Below are 20,407 nucleotides of genomic sequence, written 5' to 3'. Positions count from 1 at the left end.
TGATGGGGGCATGAAGATACTCGTCATCGAGGACGACGCCCAGGCGGCCGCCTACATGGTCAAGGGCCTGAGGGAGAGCGGCCACGTGGTCGACCATGCGGCCGACGGGAAGGACGGCCTGTTCATGGCGGGGTCGGAGAATTACGACGTGCTGATCGTCGACCGGCTCCTCCCGGGACGGGACGGCCTTTCGCTGGTCGAGATCCTGCGTGGGGCCGGCACCGACACGCCGGTCCTGTTCCTCAGCGCGCTTGGCAGCGTCGACGACCGGGTGCGCGGCCTGCGGGCCGGCGGCGACGACTACCTGACGAAGCCCTACGCCTTCTCCGAACTGCTGGCCCGGGTCGAAGCCCTGGGCCGGCGCAAGTCGGCGGGGGCCGCCGCGACCACCCGTTTGCAGGTCGCCGACCTGGAGATGGACCTGCTGGCGCGGCGGGTGCGGCGGGGTACCAAGCAGATCGACCTGCTCCCCCGCGAATTCAGGCTGCTGGAGTACCTGATGCGGCACGCCGGCAACGTCGTCACCCGGACCATGCTCCTGGAGAATGTCTGGGACTACCATTTCGACCCCCAGACCAACGTGATCGACGTGCATGTGGCGCGGCTGCGGCAGAAGATCGACCGCGACTTCCCGACCCCGATGATCCACACCGTGCGCGGCGCCGGATACACCCTGCGTGCCTGACCTCGGCCTGCTCAGGACCACCACGTTCAGGGTGGCGCTGCTCTATCTCGGCTTGTTCCTCGCGTCGGTGCTGGTGATCCTGGGGCTCATCTACTGGTTCACCGCCGGCTTCATCGAGCGCCAGACCGACGAGACCATCGCGGCGGAGATCGCGGGATTGCGGGAGCATTACCGGCAGCGCCGCCTGCCGGGCCTGATCGAGGTCGTCAACGCCCGCAGCGCCACGCCGCGGACGAGCACCCTCTACCTGGTCGCGTCGCCGACCTATGCCCCGCTGGCCGGCAACCTGTCCGCCTGGCCCGACGCCGCTCCCGACCCGGACGGCTGGGTCGAGTTCGAGATCAAGGACGCGCCGCCGACGCCGGACGGCCGGCGTCACGACGCCCGGGCCGTGATGTTCACCCTGTCCGGCGGCTATCACCTCCTGGTCGGGCGCGACACGCGGGAGCGCGGCCAGTTCCAGGAGCGGGTGCTGATCTCGCTCGCCTGGGCGCTGCTGCTGACGATAGGCCTGGGTGCCGCCGGCGGCGTGCTGATCAGCCGCAACGTGATGCACCGCATCGACGCCATCAACCGGACGACCCGCCAGATCATGTCCGGCGCCCTGCAGGAGCGGATGGCGGTCAAGGGCAGCGGCGACGAACTGGACCAGCTCGCCGGGAACCTCAACGCGATGCTCGACCAGATCGAGCAGCTCATGGTCGGCATGCGGCAGGTGTCGGACAGCATCGCGCACGACCTGCGGACGCCGCTGACGCGCCTGCGGTCCCGCCTCGAGATCACCCTGGTCGAATGCTCCGGCGAGGACGAGTACCGTGGCGCGATCCAGGAGGCGATAGGCGAGGCGGACCGCCTGCTCGGCATCTTCTCCGCATTGCTGAGCATTGCCGAGGCCGAGGCCGGAACCCTCCAGCGCAGCTTCCACAAGGTCGCGCTGGCCGACATCGCCCGCCGGATCGCCGATCTCTACGAACCCGCGGCCGAGGAGGCCGGGCTCAGCCTCGACAGCGACATACAGGCCGAGCCGGTCGTGCTCGGCAACCAGCAACTCCTCGCCCAGGCCGTCGCCAACCTGCTGGACAACGCGCTGAAATACTCCCCGACCGGCGGACGGGTCACCTTAACGGTGGACGGCCCCGATGGGTCTCGCGGCGCCTTCATTTCGGTCGCCGACGGCGGTCCCGGGATCCCGGCCGACCAGCGGGAGAGCGTCCTGCGGCGATTCGTGCGCCTGGAGTCGAGCCGGAGTTCGCCGGGCAACGGGCTGGGGCTCAGCTTGGTCGATGCCGTGGCCCGGCTGCATGGTGCCCGGCTCGAAATGGACGACAACCGGCCGGGACTGATCGTTGCCATTGTGTTCCCCCGGATCGGCGCGGGGTGACAAGTTTCAGAAACACCTTGCCAGCGACTCCGCCAGCCTGTTACCCGTAGGGCGACCGGTCGATCGCCCGCCGGTTGACGCATGCCCGCAAGGGTTCGGCCCGCCGGGTACGATCCGGGTGGGAGGATTTCCCGGGAGGATGTCGTCACGCGGGGCACCGGCCGACTTCATGTTCCCGACTTTCACCCGCTGACGTGGGGCAGCGCATATCGATATGACCGAAGAAACCCTCGTCCTTCGCCATCCTAAGCTGCTCAGCCTGTACGCTTTCTGGCTGGAGCAATGCGCCGGAGCGCCGCTGCCGCTGGCATCCGCGCTGAACCCGACCGGGCTGCGGCCCTGGCTGGGCAACCTGCTGATCATGGACGTGGTCCGCAATTCGGACTTCGTCTATTCCTACTACGGCCAGTCCTTCTCGGACTCGTTCGGCGGGGACCGGGTCGGCCAGTCGATCGCGCGCCTGCCCGAGCCCCAGGGCGACATCCTGCGCGCGGAGTACGACCGCGTCCGGACGGAGGTCAGGCCGGTCGCCCGCGTCTATTCCGCCGATTTCGACGGCGTTCCCTCGACCTGGGAACGGCTGGTGCTCCCGCTGACCGAGGACGGCTCCACCGTGGGCAAGCTGCTCGTCGGCGCCTACAAGCTCGACCGGCCCCACCCCGTCGCCACGGGTGCTCCCAGGGAGTTCTGAAAGCCGGCGGAAATTCCGCCGCTTGCGGGCCGAGTATTGACGAACATTTACCATTGGGAGACGGAGCGGCGTTAGGATGCGGCACGGGGTACCGGCCGCCGGCGCTTCCCGATTCACTATTCCAGGTGTTTGGACCAGACCATGACTCAGCAGGAAAGCCGTCTGCCCATCGATGCGGCTAATTCCGACATTACGACCGCCCAGGAATTCAACCTGAGCTGTGCCATGAACAGCCAGCCGTTCAGGCTCCTCCTGGACGAATGGTCCGACGGCGCGGTCGAATGGGTCTTGGAAATCAATCCGGGCCGACCGGACGCGACCATCGCATACGGCACCGGCCAGCAGGAAGAGCTGTTCGCGGTCATCGCCGCCAACGCCTTTCTCGCCGGCGTGGAATGGGGCGAGGCGACCGCCAGGGCGCCCATGGTCGGCCAGGACGACGCCGACGATGCCGACGGCCACGACCTGGAGGACGGAGCCGGACACGAGGACGGCGAATATTCCGAAGCCGCTCCCCGCGATCCGAACGCGCCGTACGAGCTGCCGCCGGTCGAACTGCTGCAGCCGGCCCCGCCGACCGACAAGGCGACGATGGACGAATCCTCGCTCGCCCACAACGCCCGCAACCTGGAAACGGTGCTGAAGAATTTCGGCGTGCGCGGCGAGATCATGGAGGTGCGGCCCGGCCCGGTCGTCACCCTGTACGAGCTGGAGCCTGCCCCCGGCCTGAAGTCGTCGCGCGTGATCAACCTTGCGGAGGACATCGCCCGCTCGATGCGGGCGCTGACCGTCCGCATCGCCGTGGTGCCCGGCCGCAGCGTGATCGGCATCGAGCTGCCCAACCCGACGCGGGAAAAGGTCTTCCTGCGCGAGATGCTGGACTGCGACGCCTACCAGCAGACCCAGGCCAAGCTGGCGCTGGTGCTGGGCAAGGACATCGGCGGCACGCCGATCGTCGTGGACCTGGCGCGCATGCCGCACCTGCTGATCGCCGGCACCACCGGGTCGGGCAAGTCGGTCTGCATCAACACCATGATCCTGTCGCTGCTCTACCGCCTGCCGCCGGAGAAGTGCCGCTTCATCATGGTCGATCCGAAGATGCTGGAACTGTCGGTCTATGACGGCATCCCGCACCTGCTTGCCCCCGTGGTGACCGATCCGAAGAAGGCGATCGTCGCGTTGAAATGGGCCGTGCGCGAGATGGAGAGCCGCTACCGCGCCATGGCCAAGTTCGGCGTGCGCAACATCGAGGGCTACAACCAGCGTATCGCGGAACTGCTGGAGACGGGCGAACAGGTGTTCCGCCAAGTCCAGGTCGGCTACGACAAGGCCAAGCGCCAGCCGATCTTCGAGGAACAGCCGATGGAGCTGAAGTCCCTGCCCTACATCGTGGTGGTGGTGGACGAGATGGCCGACCTGATGCTGGTCGCGGGCAAGGACATCGAGGCGGCGATCCAGCGTCTGGCGCAGATGGCGCGCGCGGCCGGCATCCACCTGATCATGGCGACCCAGCGGCCCTCGGTCGACGTGATCACCGGCACTATCAAGGCCAACTTCCCGACCCGCATCAGCTTCCAGGTCACCAGCAAGATCGACAGCCGTACCATCCTGGGCGAACAGGGCGCCGAGCAGCTTCTCGGCCAGGGCGACATGCTCTACATGGCCGGCGGCGGCCGCATTACCCGCGTCCACGGCCCCTTCGTCACCGACGAGGAGGTGGAGGACGTCGTCCGCCACTTGAAGGAGCAGGGCACGCCCGACTATCTCCATTCCATCACGGAGGACGACGACAGCGCCGGCGACGACGAGGAGGTCCCCTCCCCCGCTCCGGAGGAAGGTGCCGCCCCGTTCACCGGCAGCGACGACGAACTGTACGAGCATGCGGTCGCCCTGGTGACCCGCGAGCGCAAGGCCTCGGTCAGCTTCATCCAACGCTGTCTCCAGATCGGCTACAACCGATCGGCCCGGCTGGTGGACCGCATGGAAGCCGAGGGTATCGTCAGTTCCGCCAATCACGTGGGCAAGCGCGATGTGCTGGTGTCGTCACGCAGCGAAGCCTACGAGCGCGACGGCGCTTGAGTTCGACTTTCGCGGTTGCGAAGAGGAATGCGGTAATACCAGTTGAGGCAAAACAAAACAGCATGGGATTTGTCTTGTACTCGGCAAGACTTCTTGGCAATTCATTGGTTCGCTACTCGAAAGATCACTCTCGTAAGTGCTGCGGACATGGAGTAGCATTTGGGTCATAAAGGTGCAAAGCGCCAGTAAGGCGAATGCGCTAGTTTAATAACTGCGCGCCTAAGGGGGAGAAACGTCATGACCGGCAATCCGCGTAAAGAACCCTCACTGACCGACCTGCTGAACGATCCGATCGTCCAGCTCATGATGCGCCGCGACGCGGTCGAACGGGAAACCATCGAGGCCATGATCGCCCGGCTCCGCCTGAGCCGGCGCGCCGAGGCCGAGCGCCTGGCGGCCTGAGCTGGCTCCTTCCGGCGAGACGCCGGCTTAAGGGTCCGCCCGCACTACCCTTTCTTCCGTGAACAGCATCAGGCCGTCGGGCAGATCGCCCGGCGGCTCGTTTGCCATGACCGATGCCGCGACGCGGATGCTGTCCAGGACCGCGTCGGTCGTATAGGGCTTCGCGAGGAAGCCCAGGGCGGCATCGGCGGCCTGGATGGCCCTATCCGCCTGTTCGGTAACGAACAGCGAAACCAGCCCGAAATGCTTCTTCATGCCCCGGGCCGCGGCGATACCGCTGCCTCCCGGTCCGAGATCGATATCCATCAACGTCAGCGCCGGGCGGTGCCGCTGCGCCAAGTCCATGGCCGCCTTGACGGTCTTGGCATAGCCGATGACCTGATGGCCGGCATCCTCCAGCGTCATTCCCAGCTTGGCGGCCAGCAGACCATCATCTTCCACGATCAGGATCCGCATCCCGCTCCTCTTCTTTCTCGTCGTTTCGCTGCATCGACATAGGCGGGCGGTCGTCGTCGACCAGTAGGCCCTGAGGCGGCATCGGCTCCCGTTCCGTCATCGCCTGCTGGACGACCACCAGATCCACCTCCCGCACATAGGAGCGGATGGTGCCGTTGGCGAGCATGATGTCGTACTTGGGCTGCAGTTCGATCGTCCGCCCCACGATGCGGCCGACCTGATCCCCATACCCGACCCTGGTCCCAAGCTTGAGCATCGCGTTCTCCCCGGCGTATGCCTGAATTCCAGTAGAACCCAAAGCAGCTGCATGGTGTGCGAATACGAAGCGGAGCGGCTGCTCAAATAAGAGGTACGCTAACGCTTCCCAGTATGCCGCCGTCCATCGGACCCAGCGGCCGTTCGGAATTCCGAACGGCGGTGTGTTGAATATTCCGAACAGATGGCTGGGTATCGATGTCTGGCCGGTCTGGCAATGCGTTACGGACCGGTCCGTCGCGAGACTTGGCGGAGACCGGGGGTGGGACAACTGGACAGCGGCTGCCCTGCTGATACGGACGACAGCTTCCCTGAAGATGTTGTCATGATGAAATTTCATGACGCATGAGCGAGCTGCGATATTGCAGATTGTCTGCGCTGCGATCTCGCAGGCGCTCCACCCTGCTTCTTCGGTATCCAGCAGGAGGTGACCGTAGAGACGCCTCGCTGACATAGGATAACATTCCGAGAGCATTAATCTAGGTTATTTAGCCTATTACAGGTCCATCAACCTATTCACGTGTTTTTAACGTCTCGTCTGGGGTCTGATGGCCCGCCAGGGGCTTCGCAGCTCTCGAACCGAGGCCGGGAAGAATTCGCGGCATGCGATATAGTTTGGGTTAATGAGTCGCGGCTTGCCACTCCTAACGTTCTGGGCCGGAGGTCTGCCTGAAACTCGCCTATCCCGCTATGATTTCCCCAGATCCTGTGGATAACCTTGTGGGGAAGTCATTGGAGAAGTGTGCGTCCATCGGTCAGGACGGGGGTCTCGAAGCATTGCCTATATTTTGGGCAATGAGGATAACTGCATGAAATCGTTTAGCATAGTCAACAGGAAAGAGGCTTGGCGGGGCAACTTTGGGCGGTTTCGTCGGTTTGCTGGCTGGTGTGGCGCTCCGCCGACACCATGTGGAAATTTCGCAGAGTCGCCCATAGGAGGGGAGGGACGAAATGTCGCACTTACCTTTTTGAGGTCACTGCCATATTTTCGATACCAAATTTCCTGTATAGGACAGCGCAATGGCGGCGGGTCATCCGACCCGGCTGCCTGAGCGCGCAACTGCCGCCCCTGCCGCTTGCCCGATGGAAGGTGGACGGTCGCGGTCGGCGAACTCCAACCCATAAAGCTGGGGAACACCTCCGACGTCTCGGCGTCGAGTGAGACTGGCTCAGGAATAGTACTCATGGCACGCAGAACGCCACTCAAGGACATGCGCAACATCGGCATCATCGCCCACGTCGATGCCGGCAAGACCACCACGACCGAGCGCATCCTTTATTACACGGGCCGCAGCTACAAGATCGGTGAGGTGCACGACGGTGCGGCCACCACCGACTATATGGAGCAGGAGCAGAAGCGCGGCATCACCATCCAGAGCGCGGCCGTGACCGTGTTCTGGAAGGATCACCAGATCAACGTGATCGACACCCCGGGCCACGTCGACTTCACGATCGAGGTGAATCGTTCGCTGCGCGTGCTCGACGGTGCCGTGGTGGTGTTCGACGGCGTCGCCGGCGTCGAGCCGCAGTCCGAGACCAACTGGCGCCTCGCGGACAACTACAACGTCCCGCGCATGTGCTATGTCAACAAGATGGACCGCTCCGGCGCCAACTTCCGCCGCTGCGTCGACATGATCATCAACCGTCTGGGCGCCCGCCCGATGATCCTGTCGCTGCCGATCGGATCGGAAGACAATTTCCGCGGCCTGATCGACCTCGTCACCATGAAGGCCCTCGTCTGGTTCTCGGACGAGAAGGACGCCCAGTGGGAAGAGTGGGAGATCACCGACGATCTCGCCGCCAAGCTGAAGATCGAGGTGAAGGAAGACCTCGACATCCTCCGCGACATCCCGAAGTACCGCCAGGAGCTGATCGACACCGCTCTGGAGCAGGACGACGCGGCGATGGAAGCGTACCTGGACAGCGGTGAGGATCCGTCGGTCGACGTCCTCCGCAAATGCATCCGCAAGGGCACTCTCGGCGGCGGCTTCACCCCGGTCATCGCGGGCAGCTCTTTCAAGAACAAGGGCGTGCCGCAGATGCTGGACGCCGTCGTCTGGTACCTGCCTTCCCCGATGGACGTCGAGGCGATCAAGACCGTCAACGAGGAAGGCGAGGTCGTCGGCGAGCGCATCTGCTCGGACGAGGAGCCGTTCTCCGCGCTGGCCTTCAAGGTCATCAACAACCAGTTCGGCGCGCTGACCTTCGCCCGCGTCTATTCGGGCGTGGCGTCCAAGGGCATGACCCTGATGAACTCGACCCGCGGCAAGCGGGAGCGCATCGGCCGCATGGTCGAGGTCTACGCCAAGGACACCAACGCGATCGAGGAATGCCGCGCGGGCGACATCATCGCCTTCGTCTCGCTGGCCGAGACGGAGACCGGCGATACCCTGTGCGATCCGGCCAGCCCGGTCATCCTGGAGCGCATGAAGTTCCCCGACCCCGTCATCAGCGTGTCGGTCGAGCCGAAGGCCAAGGGCGACCAGGAGAAGCTGGGTTCCGCGCTGGGCAAGATGGTCCGTGCCGACCCCTCGCTGCGGCTGGAGCTGGACAAGGAGACCGGGCAGACCATCCTGCGCGGCATGGGCGAGCTTCACCTGGAGATCACCATCGACCGCATCCGTACCGAGTACGGCGTCGACGCGGTCGTGGGCCGTCCGCAGGTGGCGTATCGCGAGACGATCACCAGCAAGATCGAGCACGTCTACACCCATAAGAAGCAGACCGGCGGTTCGGGCCAGTTTGCCGAAGTGAAGGTGATCTTCGAGCCGAAGGCACGCGGCGAGGGCTTCGAGTTCGTCGACGCCATCGTCGGCGGCGCGGTCCCCCGCGAGTACATCCCTGCCGTCGGCAGCGGCATCGAGGTCCAGAAGGAGGACGGCGTGCTGGCCGGCTTCCCGACCGTGGACTTCAAGGCCACCCTGGTGGACGGCAAGTACCACGACGTCGACTCCAGCGCGCTGGCGTTCGAAATCGCGGCCAAGGCCTGCTTCCGCGAGGCGATCCGCCGGGCCAACCCGGTCCTGCTCGAGCCGATCATGAAGGTCGAGGTCGTCACCCCGGAGAACCACCTGGGCGACGTCATCGGCGACCTCAACCGTCGCCGCGGCCTGATCCTGGGCCAGTTCGAGCGCGGCATGAACCTGGCGGTCGAAGCGCATGTTCCGTTGTCCGAGATGTTCGGCTTCATCGGCGACCTGCGCAGCATGACCTCCGGGCGCGCGACCTTCACGATGGAGTTCAGCCACTACGATCCGGTGCCGCGCAACGTCGCCGACGAGGTCATCGCCTCGAAGGCCGCGGCGTAAGCCACGGACCGTCGCGATGTCGGAAGGACGGCCCGGGAGGAAACTCCCGGGCCGTTTTCCTTTTTGGGGAGCCGTTTGCCGTGGAAGAGCTTTTCGCCGGCGGCCGGATCATCGACGCCATCCTGGTGTTGGTGGCGATCGAGGCTGCGGCATTGACCGCCTGGCTGGGCCGCCGGGGTCGGGCCCGGCTGGCCCGGGCGCTCCTGCCCAATCTCGCCTCGGGCGCCTGCCTGATGCTGGCGCTCCGAACGGCGCTGGTCGACGGATGGTGGGGCTGGATCGCGCTATCCCTCGCCGGGTCCCTTGCCGCCCATGTCCTGGATCTCGCCGCTCGGCTGCGAGACCGGTGAAACCGGCTGTCTCAGCGCTGGCGGAATTCGTCGGGGCGGAGATGGTGCTTCTTGAGGAGTTGATAAAGACGCGCGCGCGATAGGTCCAGCGCCGCGCACACTGCCTTGATGTCGCCGCTGTGACGCAGCAGCAGCTCGCTCAGGTGGCTGCGCTCAGCCCGGTCGCGGACCACGCGGTGATCGTCGTCGGGGTGGGTCGGTGCGGGATCGATGTGCGCGCGGGTATAGCGCTGGGGCAGGTCCGCGATGCGCACCGGCCGACCGTCGAAGATATGGGCGATGTACATGCCCAGGTTCCGCAGCTCCCGGATATTGCCCGGATAGTGGTAGGTCTCCACCAGGAACCGCTTCAGCTCCGGATCCAGCGTCGGCACCGGAATGCCGTTGTCGGCGCAAACCTTGCGGATGAAATATTCCAGCAGCAGCTGGATCTCGTCCCGCCGCTCCCGCAGCGGCGGAATCAGCAGATGGCAGATGTTCAGGCGGAAGAACAGGTCCTCACGGAAGGTCCCGTTGGTGACCATCTGCTCCAGGTTGCGGTTGGTCGCCGCGATGACGCGGACATCCACCTTGGTCACCTTGTCCGAGCCGACCCTCTGGATCTCCCCCACGTCAAGCGTGCGCAGCAGCTTGACCTGGGCGAGCGGCTCCAGCTCTCCAACCTCGTCCAGGAAGATCGTGCCGCCGTTGGCCTCCTCGAACCGGCCCTTGCGGTCCGCCGTGGCGCCGGTGAAGGCGCCTTTCGAGTGGCCGAACAGTTCGGACTCGATGACTCCGCTGGGCAGCGCCCCGCAGTTGACAGCGACGAACTTGTCGCGCTTGCTGTTGAGATGGATGATCCGGGCGAACAGTTCCTTGCCGGACCCGGTTTCCCCCTCCAGCAGGACGGTGAGCTGGGACGGGGCGATGCGCGCGATCCGGTCGAGGTTGGCCGCGATCTGGTGATTGGCGCCCAGGACGCCTTCGAGCTCCAGGTTCTCCCGGCCGCGTGACGCGACGACAGGCCGCATCTGCTCGCTCGGCGCGGCCGCCGCAGGCAGGGTCAGGGTACAGAGATGAAGATAGGCGGCCCGAAGGGTGTTCAGCTCGCTCAGGAACTCGTGCTGCTCGAAGTCGAACAATCTTGAATTGCCGAGAACCTTGAACTTGAGGGCCTCGATCCGGGCGATGCATTCATTGATGTGATCGCTGCTGCTGTCGGCGAAAATCCCCGCGGAATAGGGGCTTGGCTGACGGTAATCATCGTCCATGGAACGCGGGTGCATATGGTTGAGCGGGCGGGGCGGCGAAATCGGTGGCGGGCCTGATCGACTCGGAGCGGAACGTGCAGTACCCCGCCGGGCAGTCCCGCCTGCTAGATCTACTCGCAACCGGATCAACTTGTCTACCTACAAAGGCTTGCCGTTCCCCTTTCGAAATGTCATCAATCGTGCCTGATCTCATTGTGCTTGAGAAACCAGGCGCTGATGCAAGCTCTTGTTGGAAGAATCCGTGGAGCGAGTTTGATCAGGTTGCATCGGGCCCTTGCAGGCCTGTTGCCGGCCCTGCTGCCGTTCACCCTGGCCGTCCCCGCCAACGCGCAAGCCGAGGCGGAAAGCGGCGCGATCGATCCCGTCGCCATGGTCCGGCTGGCCTCCTCGGGGTCGGCGATCGGCGTACGGCGCCTGCTCGACAGTCTGGCACCGCGCGAGATCACCCTGGAGATCGTCGCCGATACCCTGCTGCGCGAGAACTTCGGCCTGCTGGCGGCGCGCGAGGCGATCAACGCGGCGGGTACGCAGATAACACAGAAGGAAGCGGCCTTCGATCTCAACCTGGTAGGCTCGGTCGGTCTCAGCGTCAGCAGGACGGCGGACCGTATTGAGGTGATCGGCCGCCCCCGGACCGCCGACACCGACCTTACCCGTGACGACGACGGCGACGGCATACCGGACTTCGTGCAGGGCAACAGGGGAACCGTGGAAGAGGTGGACGGCGAGAAAGTCCCCTGCGTCTTCGAGGACGACGAGCTGATCAACGGCGGCATCGGGCCGGGACTGTGCGGCCAGGTGCCGCAATACTCGGAGCGGGAGGAAGCGGCCAACCTCAAGGGACCGCCCACCAAGCGCCTGACGACCACGCTCGGCGTTTCCAAGGTGTTCGCCTTCGGAGCCCAGGGCAGCCTGTCGTTCAGCTCCATCTTCAACAGCAAGGCCGGCGCCCAGGCGCCACCACTGACTAGGCCGATCTCGGCGACCGACCCGTTCGGATGGGGCGACAAGCTGTTCTGGACCAGCTCGGCTTCGCTGTCGGCGACAATGCCGCTCCCCTACACCAAGGGCTTCGGCAAGACCGGATCGCCGGAGAACTTCGGGGTGGAGGCCGCGCGAAGCGGCAGCCGGCGGGCCGTGTTCGCGGAACAGGCGGCCCGCAACGCGACCCTGGCCGAGGCGGTCCAGCTCTACTGGGACATGATCCGCAGCCTCCAGGACATCAGGATCCTGAACGAGCAGAAGAGGGTGCTGGACCATCGGCGCACCCGGATCGAGCGGCTGATCGGCTCCGGGACCGTCACCAACTACGAGCTTGGCCAGATCCAGCAGGAACTGGCCTCGTTCGCCCTGCGGGAGGAGGCCGCCTGGACCCAGTACCTGCTGCGGTCCAACTCCCTGCTGACCCTGATGTCGGCCGACCCCGACCTGGTGCTGATACCGGCCGACGCGGAGGCGCTGCTGGCCGAGGCCGTGCCCGAGCCGCCGACCGACGCCTACGACCGCGCGCTGGTCGGCAATCCGGAGATCATGGCGGCGCAGGAGGATCTGGAACTGGCCAAGCTGTCGCTCGCCTTCCGCGACAACCAGGCGGCGCCCGACATCGACTTGGTGTTGACGGCGCAGCTCACGCAGAGCGACATCGCCTTCGGGTTCGGAAACCCGGCCGATTCTTTCATGAACCTGACCAAGCCGGACAAGACCAACATCTTCATCGGCGTCCGATATCTCTACCCGCTCGGCAACCAGGCCGCCCGCGCCGCCCAGAGCCGAGCCCGGATCGACGAGCGCAACGCGTTCGACCGCGCGCGGCAGGCCAAGCAGAAGATCGTCAATTCGGTGGACCGGGCGCTGGCCGACATCCGCGGGGCGGAGGCCCTGATGCTGGTCAGCAGGGGCGACAAGGAGCTGGCGGACTTCGCCTATGAGCGCATCGTCGACGAGCGGGAGCGCGGGCTCGCAACGGAGTTCGAGGTGGTCAACCGCTACCAGGACGTCCTGACGGCCCGTCTCAACGAGGCGAACGCCAGGGTGGAGATGCACAAGGCCTGGATACGGCTGAGCGCCGCCCAGGGTACGCTGGAGGAGGACCTGTTGCGATGAGCCTGCCCGCGACCCCCGCCGTCGCCGTTTTCCTGACATTGGCGCTGGCCCCCGGTCCGCTTCCCGCCCAGCAGCCGACGGGGAACGAGCCCCCGTCCGGGATGCCGGCGGGGCTTTTCACCAGCGATCCGGCGCGCATCGATGACGAGCGCGGCGGCAACGCCGTGGTCGCGAAGACCCGCGCGGCACTCGCCCGGACCGGGGTCCTGTTCGCCCCGGAGCAGACACGGGAGCTGGCCCTGCGCGAAGCGGCACTGACGGCGCTGCAACGCAACCTCGACGTCAAGCGGATCGGGCTGAACCAGTCGGTGGTCCAGCGCACCCTGGTCGAGGCGGAAGCGGTCTTCGACCCGGTCTTCATCCTGGCGGCGAACGCTTCCCTGTCCAACAGCTTCGAGCGGATCGAGCGGCCAATGCAATGGAAGCCCGCGACGCAGGAATATGTCCGGGGCCAGCAGATCCTGACGGGCACCCGGACGGACGATATCTTCCTGTGCGGCACGATGGACGACATCCCGAGCCAGCCGCCGGAACTTCAGACCAATTTCCTGCGGGGGCGGATGATCGCGCCCGATGCGAACGGCCGGTGCCATATCCGGGCCTTGCCGTCCACCGCCCCGGTGGCCCTGGTCGCCTTCGACAAGGAGCGCGTCGCCGGGTACTATCCGTTCCGCAAGGAGGCGAGCACCAAGAGCCCGAACGGGCAGACCGAGACCTATACCGGGACCGGCGGAGTATCCCAGCGGCTGCCCTGGGGCGGCAACCTGGACCTCACCATCGTCACGACTTACCGCGACGCCTACTATGTCAACAATCCCGACGATCCCTCGACCAAGGTCTACGGCTCCTATGGGCGCCCCTGGACCTCGCGGGCGACGCTGGCCGGCAGCCATCCGCTCCCCTACACGCGGAACTTCCGCGAGGGTGACGAGAACCGACTGGCTATCGACACGGCCCGGCTCAACCTAGACGTCGCCGACTTCGCCGTCCGCGGGGTGGTCAACCAGACCCTGCTTAGCGTCGACACCCTCTACTGGACCCTGGTCGGCGGCATCCAGCGGCTCGACGCCGCGGCTGGTTCCGTGGCGCTGGCGGAGGAGAGCGCCGCGCGCATGCAGCGCAGGATGGAGCTGGGTCTCGCCAGCGAGAGCAACCGCGGCCAAGTCGTCGCCCAGATGGAGCGGCTGCGCGCCGTCCAGCAGCAGCTCTTCGGCGACTATCTCACCGCGTCCGAGTCCCTCCGCGAGTTGCTGGACGAGCAGGACGAAGCGCTGCTGCTGCCGATCGAGTACAGCGCCGCCCTGGATCAGCCGCCCGAAGTTCCGTCCCCATCCGGCGGCGCAACGGGCGGGCTGGCGGCCCGGGTGCTGGACAGCCCCGATTACCTGAGGTCGGAAACGGCGATCCGGATCGCCCTTCGGGTACGGGAGACCAGGGACGCGCAGACGCGACCGGACGTTACGGCCAGCGGCTCCTTCCAGCTCAGCCAGAGCAACGCGGTCTACGGCTATGCCAGCGTGACCGAATCGCTCGGCAACCTGATCAGCTACGACAGCGCGTCCTTCAGCATCGGCGTGCTTTACCGCAGGCCGGTCGGCAACCGCGCCGCCAAGGCGGCCTTGGCCGGCGCCGATTTCGACATCGCGCGGCAGACCCACCTGCTGCATCAGGTCGAACGGCAGATCCGCGGCGACTACGAGACCGCCCGGATCCAGCTCGCCAGCGCCCGTCAGCGGATCGACGACACCGCCAAGCGCCTCGCCCTCGCCCGCGACCTCCACGACAGGGCCGCCCGCCTGGAAGCTGGCGGAGTCGTGACCGTCTACGAGACGATCGAGCGCCTCGGCACCCTGCTGGAGGCGCGCCTCGGCCACATCCAAGCGCGGATCGACGCCCGGATCGCGGAAAGCAGGATGCTGGCCAGCATCGGCGCCCTGGCCGAGCGCTACGGGGAGGGGGTCGCCCAGACCCGCGAGGATCGGGAACGCATAGCCCTGCTCCGCGGTACCGGCGCGCTCGCCGCTTTCGGGGAACCCCCGCGATGACGCCGCGCCGATTCCTGCTGCCGCTCGTGAACGCCATCCTGATCCTGGCACAGGCCGTTCCCGCGGCGGCCCAGTCCCCCGGCTCCGACCTGATCGCGCGGCACGGCGCCGCCGTCACGGAACTGGTAAGGCGGCAGATCGCGGAGCAGCCCGGCGCCCGCGACCTGGACCGGATGACCCTGGTCGCCGAGCTGCTCAAGCGCCGGCCCGACATCGGCGGCGCACGCATGGTGGAACCGCTCGACCGCAGGTCCGCGGTGGCCAGCGGCCTCGGCAACAACCTGCGCCTGGCGATCGGCCTGACGACGCCTGAACGCGCCGCCGCCCTGTCCCGCGAGGCGGACGCCGTGTTCAACCCCGTGCTGGACCTGACGATCGGCTATGGCCGGATGGACACCGAGCACCGCACGCGCATCGGCAAGGCGATCACCAAGGCGGTCAATGCCGACGGCTTCAACATCAACTCGCCCTTCAAGAACCTGCCGCCGAGCGAGAACGAAGGGCAGGCGCAGATCAAGGACATGAAGCTGAGGCCGATCAAGGGCGGCGAACTGATCGAGCTGCCGATCGAGGCGACGCCGGGCCGGGAGTTCGGCAGTCCCGAGGAAAGCCTGAACTACACGATCCAGATCACGCAGGAGCTGCCCTGGGGCGGCACCCTCTCGATCACCGACCGGACTGCCCAGCGCGAGGTCTATTACCGCGCCGGGTACTACTGGGAGGACGGGATGTGGAGCACCAACCTGTCCGGCAGCTTGAACATGCCCCTGCCCTTCACCAGGGATTTCGGGTCCGACAACAGGAAGAACGCGGCATCGCGCAGCGCCGCCGCCGTGGCTGAACGCGCCGACTGGGATCTCCAGGTGCTGCTCAACACGATCCTGCTGGAGATCGACACCGCCTATTTCGATACCGTACGCCGCCTGGAAGCGCTGGAGACCACCGTCGCCAACCGCGACATGATCGTCCGGCAGCAGGAAAGGATGGACCGCCTCTATGCGCTGAATCAGACCACGAGGCTTCAGAAGGCGCAGATCGACGCCGAGGCGGCCAGGGCCCGGGTCCGGGTCGAACAGGCGCTCAGCGACTACGTCGCCGTGTCGCAGTCCCTGTCCCTGCTGATCGGCGATCCGTCGGCGATCGGCGCGGACGCCATCTATCTGCCGGTCGATTACGAGGACGACTTGGCGCAGGCCGTCCCGGCCGACCTGGAGACGGCGCTGCGGACCGCCCGGGAAAGCCGGCCCGATTTCAAGGTGGACGACATCAACCGGACGCTGCGCGACATCAACGAGGCCCTGGCCCGCAATCAGGCCCGACTGGATCTCCGCTTCGTGGCCAACGTCACCGCCGGGCAGAACGGGACGACCTACGGCTATGCCGATCCCCTGAAGAGCCATACCGGAACAGCGTCGCCGGACAGCCTCAGCCAGAGTTACGGTCTGGGCCTGTCCTATCCCTGGGCGAACCGGTCCGCCGGGGCCGCAGCCGACATCGCGCGGCTCGGCACCCGCGACCAGGATTTCGCCACCCAGTCCCTACAGAACCGCGTCCGGCGCGAGATCACCGAGCGGCTGGCGGCCGTCCAGGCCGCGCGCGCGCGGGTCAGGGCGGGTGCCGCCGAAGCCGACAACCTGGCGACCTCCGTCGCCAGCCTGGAGCGCCAGCAGGCACTCACCGGCACCGTGTCGGAGGACGAGCTGATCCAGGCGACGCGGCGCCTGCTCTCCGCCCGGCTCGCCCTGACCGGGGCCCGCGTCGAGGCGAAGCAGGCCGAGAGCGGGTTGCTCTTCGCCCAGGGGACCATCGCCGGCGCGCTGGCGGAGCAGACCGTCGTCAGCCAGTTCGACCGCAACCGCCTGGAGCTGCTGGCCGACGCCGGCCACCTCTCATTCTTCAGACCCGTCGCGTCCCGGCCGGACGGGGTCGCCAAACCGGAAGGAAAACCATGAAGATCGGCCTGATCGCGCCCGCGGCGTCCCCCCTCGGCCGCCGCCTCCATGCCGGACTCCGCCGGCGGATGGGGAACGACGTGCCCTGGTTCGACGCTTCGATGCCGGAGGGAACCCGAATGAGCGTGTGCCGAACCGGCATCCGCTGGGACGGGCATGAACTCGACCGGTTCGACGCGCTTTTCGTCCATGGGTTCCGCTACGAGGACCCCGTGATCCCGGCCGCGGACCCCGGCACCGAGCCCGGCGCCGACTGGTCCCTGTGGCAGTCGGAGCATGTCCGGCGGCAGCAGCGCTACAGCTTCCTCTACAGCATGCTGTCCCGGCTCGAAGACGCGCCGGTCCGGCTGTATAACGGCCCGTCCGGGCATCTCGCCGCCTTCTCGCGCCACCACCAGCTGGAGCGCCTCGACCGGGGCGGCCTTAGGGTCGCCTCCGCGATCTGCACCAACGACCCCGTCACCGCGCGGGACTTCGCCCGGTCCGCAGCGGACCAGGGCCGCGCCGTGGTGTGGCGGACGGCGACAGGGAAATGCGCCTGGCAGGTGTTCCGCGACCGCCAGCGCGAGCACCTGATGGGAGCAGACAAGCCGCCGGTCCTGCTGGCGCCGACCGTGGAAGGGCCGCTGCGCCGGGCCTACGCGATCGACGGCCGGACCGTGCTGACGCTCGAATGGGCCCCGCCGTCGGACGATGCCCTGGAGCGCCTGGAGGTCTTCGCTCCCGTCGCCGGACCGCCGGCCGAAGCCGAGACCCATGAGGCCGGGAACGCGCTCACCCTCTCCGGCCTGCGCTGGGGCAGCGTCCTGTACGTGGCCGGCCCGGACGGCCCGGTCATCTATGACGTGGACGCCGATCCGGCCGTGACGGATCTTCCCGGAGCGCTGGGCGAGCACCTGACCGAGTGCCTGGCCGCCACCCTCGCGGGGGAGCCGCCGCCCCCGGCAGACAGTCTCGCGGCCGCCCCCAGGGAAAGCCTCTTCCTGCGCCGCATGCTCCGCATCCAGTTCGACATCGAGCGGACCAAGCATGTCACCGCACCTCCCTCATGAAGATTAATGAACGTTAATTGTTACCGTCATGGTTGCCTAAAATGCCATGCTTCGGCATAGTGACCGTGCGGCTCTGCGCCGCGGCGCGGCGGCTCGACGCCGGCGCGTCCCGCACATCCTCTGGTCCGGACATCCCGTCGAGCGATGATCGATTCAAACCAAGACAGAACCATGCTGGTACGCGACCAGGGGCGCAGGGCCGGCGCCGGCGGCGCGGCGAACGCATCGGCGGGCAATCCGGACGGAAAGCTGATCTGCCTGGATCCGTCGCAGATCGACGGCAGTCCGGCCCAGGTCGTGGTCCCGCTTGCCGCCGGAAAGACGGTCACGATAGGGCGGGGCGACGCCAGCTCGTTCGTCGTCGCGTCCCGCAAGCTCTCGCGCCAGCACGCCAAACTGTTTCCCGGCGAGGGCACCTGGGGAGTCGAGGATCTCAACAGCACCAACGGCGTCTATGTCAACGGCCACAAGGTCAACACGATCTGGCTGAAGCATAACGACGAAGTCCGGCTCGGCTCCCTGGCTTTCCGCTTCGAGCTGGACCGCCCTCCCGCCAACGCGGCGGAACGCGGGCGCGCCCTGCCCGTCCAGCATGACGACGACCTGTCGGAGCGGACCATGATGGTCGGCAGCCTGGGCGCCGGCAAGGCCGTGCTCGACGCCGTCCGCAAGGTCGAGGCTCCCGTCAAGCTGAAGGTCGACGAGGACGAGGACGGCACCGTGGAAGAGCGGGAGCGTTCCGGCATCCGCGGCAAGCTGATCCTGGGCGGAGTTGTGGCCGCCGTGCTGGCCGGCCTGGGAATCGGCGCCGCGGTCTATTACCCGATCCACAAGAAGCAGCAGTTCGTCGCCAAGGCGATCGAGCATTCCTCCGCGATTCGCAAGCGGGTGATCGATCGCGCATCCCAGTATGCAGGCGGCAACCAAGCCGTCTCCTTCGACCAGGACCTGAACGAACTGGCGGAGGCGATCGCCGACAGCGGCCGGCTGCTTGCCTCCGAACAGAGCGCTCCGTTGGCCGACCTGGCGGCCCGCATGAAGTTCCTGTCCTTCGAGCGGGAGTTTCTGCCGCTGCTCGCCAAGGGCGATCTCTCCAGCCTGCGCCGTCTGACCGAACGGCTGAACGCCGACCTGGAGACGACGGCCGGCCGGGTTCCCGCCAATGCCGAGCACGGCTCCACCGACGGACTCGCGGTGGTTCGCGAGTTGGTCAAGCTGGCCCGGATCCTGATCGACCTGCGCGCGCTCTCGACCGAGTTCCCGCAGGTGTCTAAGCTCGCGCCGGCCCAGCCGCCGCGCGACCGCATCCAGGCCCTGGATGCGCTGAAGCTCGATTTCACCCGGATCCGGCGGGAGACGAACAGGTATCTTTCGGTGGATTACATACTGTTCAACTCGGCGGTCAAGTCTGTCGAAGACCGTGATCTGCCGTTGCTCAACCAGTGGAAAGAGTTCCTGGGGTCCGGCCCGGGGTGACGAGCGGGGTAGTGCGGTCGTGGCGGATCAGTCCGGCGAGTCCATGGCGGTGATGTTCGCGGACGTCTGCGACAGCACGCGTCTATACCAGGTCCTGGGGGATGTCGCCGCGCACGCCCTGACGGAGCGGTGCGTCCGCCAGATCATCCAGGCGACCGAACGCTATGCGGGAACCGTGGTCAAGACCATGGGCGACGGCGCGCTCAGCACCTTCCCGTCGGCCGACACCGCCTATTGCGCCGCCGCCCATGTCCAGGAAGCGTTGCGCGGCACCGAGCCGAAGGTCAGGATCGGCTTCACCATCGGTCCGGTGATCGTGACGCAGGGCGACGTGTTCGGCACGACGGTCAACCTCGCGTCCCGCCTCGCCGCCCTCGCCAGCCCCGGCGAGGTGCTGATGACCCGCGCCTGCGTCGACGCCCTGCACCCGGCCTACCGGCCCAACACCCAGCGGCTCGATTCGGCGGTCGTCAAGGGCGGCATCGATGCCGTCGAGATCTACCGGACCCTCGGCGATCCGGAGAACGTGACGGTCGCGGCCGGCCAGCTCGATATGTCCAGCGGCAAGCGCCGAGGCATCCTGATCCTGACCCACCGCGGACGCCAGCTCCGCCTGGACACCGGCTCGGCGCCGGTGCTGATGGGGCGTGACGGCGGGTGCGGGCTGGTGATCAACAGCGACTGGGCCTCCCGTCGGCACGCGACGCTGGAGATCATGAACGGCCGCTTCACCCTGACCGACCACAGCACCAACGGCACCTTCTGCCTGGACGAAAGTCAGCGCCTGCTTGTGTTGAAGCGGGAGCCGACCTACCTGCTGACCTCCGGCCTGATTTCCCTCGGGATCGCGCCGGCCGAGGACCCGGACAACGTCGTCCGGTACCGCTGCGGCACGATCGAGGGGAGGCCGGCTGAACCCGGC

At 66.7% G+C, this 20,407-nt stretch carries 15 protein-coding genes and 1 pseudogene; 13 read left to right on the top strand and 3 right to left on the bottom strand.

The window, feature by feature from the left end; all coding sequences use genetic code 11:
• The first annotated feature begins 10 nt into the window (after positions 1-10).
• From DPR14_RS12890 to DPR14_RS27415, 5 genes are all read left to right on the top strand, one after another.
• Positions 11-685 carry a winged helix-turn-helix domain-containing protein gene (locus DPR14_RS12890; RefSeq protein ID WP_158045504.1) on the top strand — a complete coding sequence of 225 codons (675 nt, stop codon included), beginning with the start codon at positions 11-13 and terminating at the stop codon, positions 683-685.
• Positions 678-2,066: a sensor histidine kinase gene (locus DPR14_RS12885; protein ID WP_158045503.1), complete on the top strand. Its 1,389-nt coding sequence runs from the start codon at positions 678-680 to the stop codon at positions 2,064-2,066. The genes DPR14_RS12890 and DPR14_RS12885 overlap by 8 nt, the downstream gene beginning before the upstream one ends.
• A gap of 214 nt (positions 2,067-2,280) precedes the next feature.
• Positions 2,281-2,757 carry a PAS domain-containing protein gene (locus DPR14_RS12880; protein WP_158045502.1) on the top strand — a complete coding sequence of 159 codons (477 nt, stop codon included), beginning with the start codon at positions 2,281-2,283 and terminating at the stop codon, positions 2,755-2,757.
• A gap of 141 nt (positions 2,758-2,898) precedes the next feature.
• Entirely contained in the window at positions 2,899-4,836 is a 1,938-nt protein-coding gene (locus DPR14_RS12875) for a DNA translocase FtsK (RefSeq protein WP_158045501.1), read from the top strand.
• 237 nt (positions 4,837-5,073) lie between these two features.
• Positions 5,074-5,238, top strand: a complete 165-nt coding sequence (locus DPR14_RS27415) for a hypothetical protein (protein WP_192499460.1) — start codon at positions 5,074-5,076, stop codon at positions 5,236-5,238.
• 27 nt (positions 5,239-5,265) lie between these two features.
• Here DPR14_RS27415 and DPR14_RS12870 read toward each other — a convergent pair whose 3' ends face one another.
• Positions 5,266-5,694 (bottom strand): response regulator, encoded by a 429-nt coding sequence (locus tag DPR14_RS12870; RefSeq protein ID WP_158045500.1) that lies wholly within the window; start codon positions 5,692-5,694, stop codon positions 5,266-5,268.
• Complete coding sequence (locus DPR14_RS12865) at positions 5,669-5,950, bottom strand: hypothetical protein (protein ID WP_158045499.1); 282 nt, start codon at positions 5,948-5,950, stop codon at positions 5,669-5,671. Before DPR14_RS12865 ends, DPR14_RS12870 begins: the two co-directional genes overlap by 26 nt.
• A gap of 1,183 nt (positions 5,951-7,133) precedes the next feature.
• On the opposite strand from DPR14_RS12865, the gene fusA reads away from it, so the two are divergent.
• Positions 7,134-9,257, top strand: a complete 2,124-nt coding sequence (fusA, locus tag DPR14_RS12860; RefSeq protein ID WP_158045498.1) for an elongation factor G — start codon at positions 7,134-7,136, stop codon at positions 9,255-9,257.
• An 80-nt stretch (positions 9,258-9,337) separates the two neighbouring features.
• Positions 9,338-9,607: a hypothetical protein gene (locus DPR14_RS12855; RefSeq protein ID WP_158045497.1), complete on the top strand. Its 270-nt coding sequence runs from the start codon at positions 9,338-9,340 to the stop codon at positions 9,605-9,607.
• A gap of 11 nt (positions 9,608-9,618) precedes the next feature.
• On the opposite strand, the gene DPR14_RS12850 is transcribed toward DPR14_RS12855, so the two are convergent.
• Complete coding sequence (locus DPR14_RS12850) at positions 9,619-10,857, bottom strand: sigma-54 interaction domain-containing protein (protein ID WP_192499459.1); 1,239 nt, start codon at positions 10,855-10,857, stop codon at positions 9,619-9,621.
• A gap of 285 nt (positions 10,858-11,142) precedes the next feature.
• Between DPR14_RS12850 and DPR14_RS12845 the strand changes: the two genes are divergently transcribed.
• The 6 genes and pseudogenes from DPR14_RS12845 to DPR14_RS28235 all read left to right on the top strand — a co-directional run.
• Positions 11,143-12,960 (top strand): TolC family protein, encoded by a 1,818-nt coding sequence (locus tag DPR14_RS12845; RefSeq protein WP_192499458.1) that lies wholly within the window; start codon positions 11,143-11,145, stop codon positions 12,958-12,960.
• The gene (locus DPR14_RS12840) at positions 12,957-15,005 is read left to right on the top strand and encodes a TolC family protein (RefSeq protein WP_158045494.1); all 2,049 of its coding nucleotides are present in this window, start codon (positions 12,957-12,959) and stop codon (positions 15,003-15,005) included. The genes DPR14_RS12845 and DPR14_RS12840 overlap by 4 nt, the downstream gene beginning before the upstream one ends.
• Positions 15,002-16,957 (top strand): TolC family protein, encoded by a 1,956-nt coding sequence (locus DPR14_RS12835; protein ID WP_158045493.1) that lies wholly within the window; start codon positions 15,002-15,004, stop codon positions 16,955-16,957. The genes DPR14_RS12840 and DPR14_RS12835 overlap by 4 nt, the downstream gene beginning before the upstream one ends.
• Complete coding sequence (locus DPR14_RS12830) at positions 16,954-18,009, top strand: ATP-grasp domain-containing protein (RefSeq protein WP_158045492.1); 1,056 nt, start codon at positions 16,954-16,956, stop codon at positions 18,007-18,009. The genes DPR14_RS12835 and DPR14_RS12830 overlap by 4 nt, the downstream gene beginning before the upstream one ends.
• A 171-nt stretch (positions 18,010-18,180) precedes the next feature.
• Complete coding sequence (locus tag DPR14_RS12825) at positions 18,181-19,485, top strand: FHA domain-containing protein (RefSeq protein ID WP_192499457.1); 1,305 nt, start codon at positions 18,181-18,183, stop codon at positions 19,483-19,485.
• 43 nt (positions 19,486-19,528) lie between these two features.
• Positions 19,529-20,191, top strand: a pseudogene (locus DPR14_RS28235) (adenylate/guanylate cyclase domain-containing protein); the annotation flags it as partial.
• Between the last annotated feature and the right edge of the window lie 216 nt (positions 20,192-20,407).

The organism is Skermanella pratensis (genome assembly GCF_008843145.1).
GTDB classification, from domain to species: domain Bacteria; phylum Pseudomonadota; class Alphaproteobacteria; order Azospirillales; family Azospirillaceae; genus Skermanella; species Skermanella pratensis.
The sequence above is the reverse complement of the archived record's forward strand: the minus strand, read 5'-3'. Positions and strand labels throughout refer to the sequence as shown.

Excerpts from the sequence above, each read along its gene's own strand:
- DPR14_RS12890 (WP_158045504.1), top strand. The coding sequence starts at position 11 with ATGAAGATACTCGTCATCGAGGACGACGCCCAGGCGGCCGCCTACATG.
- DPR14_RS12870 (WP_158045500.1), bottom strand. The coding sequence starts at position 5,694 with ATGCGGATCCTGATCGTGGAAGATGATGGTCTGCTGGCCGCCAAGCTG.
- fusA (WP_158045498.1), top strand. The coding sequence starts at position 7,134 with ATGGCACGCAGAACGCCACTCAAGGACATGCGCAACATCGGCATCATC.
- DPR14_RS12865 (WP_158045499.1), bottom strand. The coding sequence starts at position 5,950 with ATGCTCAAGCTTGGGACCAGGGTCGGGTATGGGGATCAGGTCGGCCGC.
- DPR14_RS12840 (WP_158045494.1), top strand. The coding sequence starts at position 12,957 with ATGAGCCTGCCCGCGACCCCCGCCGTCGCCGTTTTCCTGACATTGGCG.
- DPR14_RS12830 (WP_158045492.1), top strand. The coding sequence starts at position 16,954 with ATGAAGATCGGCCTGATCGCGCCCGCGGCGTCCCCCCTCGGCCGCCGC.
- DPR14_RS12835 (WP_158045493.1), top strand. The coding sequence starts at position 15,002 with ATGACGCCGCGCCGATTCCTGCTGCCGCTCGTGAACGCCATCCTGATC.
- DPR14_RS27415 (WP_192499460.1), top strand. The coding sequence starts at position 5,074 with ATGACCGGCAATCCGCGTAAAGAACCCTCACTGACCGACCTGCTGAAC.
- DPR14_RS12825 (WP_192499457.1), top strand. The coding sequence starts at position 18,181 with ATGCTGGTACGCGACCAGGGGCGCAGGGCCGGCGCCGGCGGCGCGGCG.
- DPR14_RS12875 (WP_158045501.1), top strand. The coding sequence starts at position 2,899 with ATGACTCAGCAGGAAAGCCGTCTGCCCATCGATGCGGCTAATTCCGAC.
- DPR14_RS12880 (WP_158045502.1), top strand. The coding sequence starts at position 2,281 with ATGACCGAAGAAACCCTCGTCCTTCGCCATCCTAAGCTGCTCAGCCTG.
- DPR14_RS12850 (WP_192499459.1), bottom strand. The coding sequence starts at position 10,857 with ATGGACGATGATTACCGTCAGCCAAGCCCCTATTCCGCGGGGATTTTC.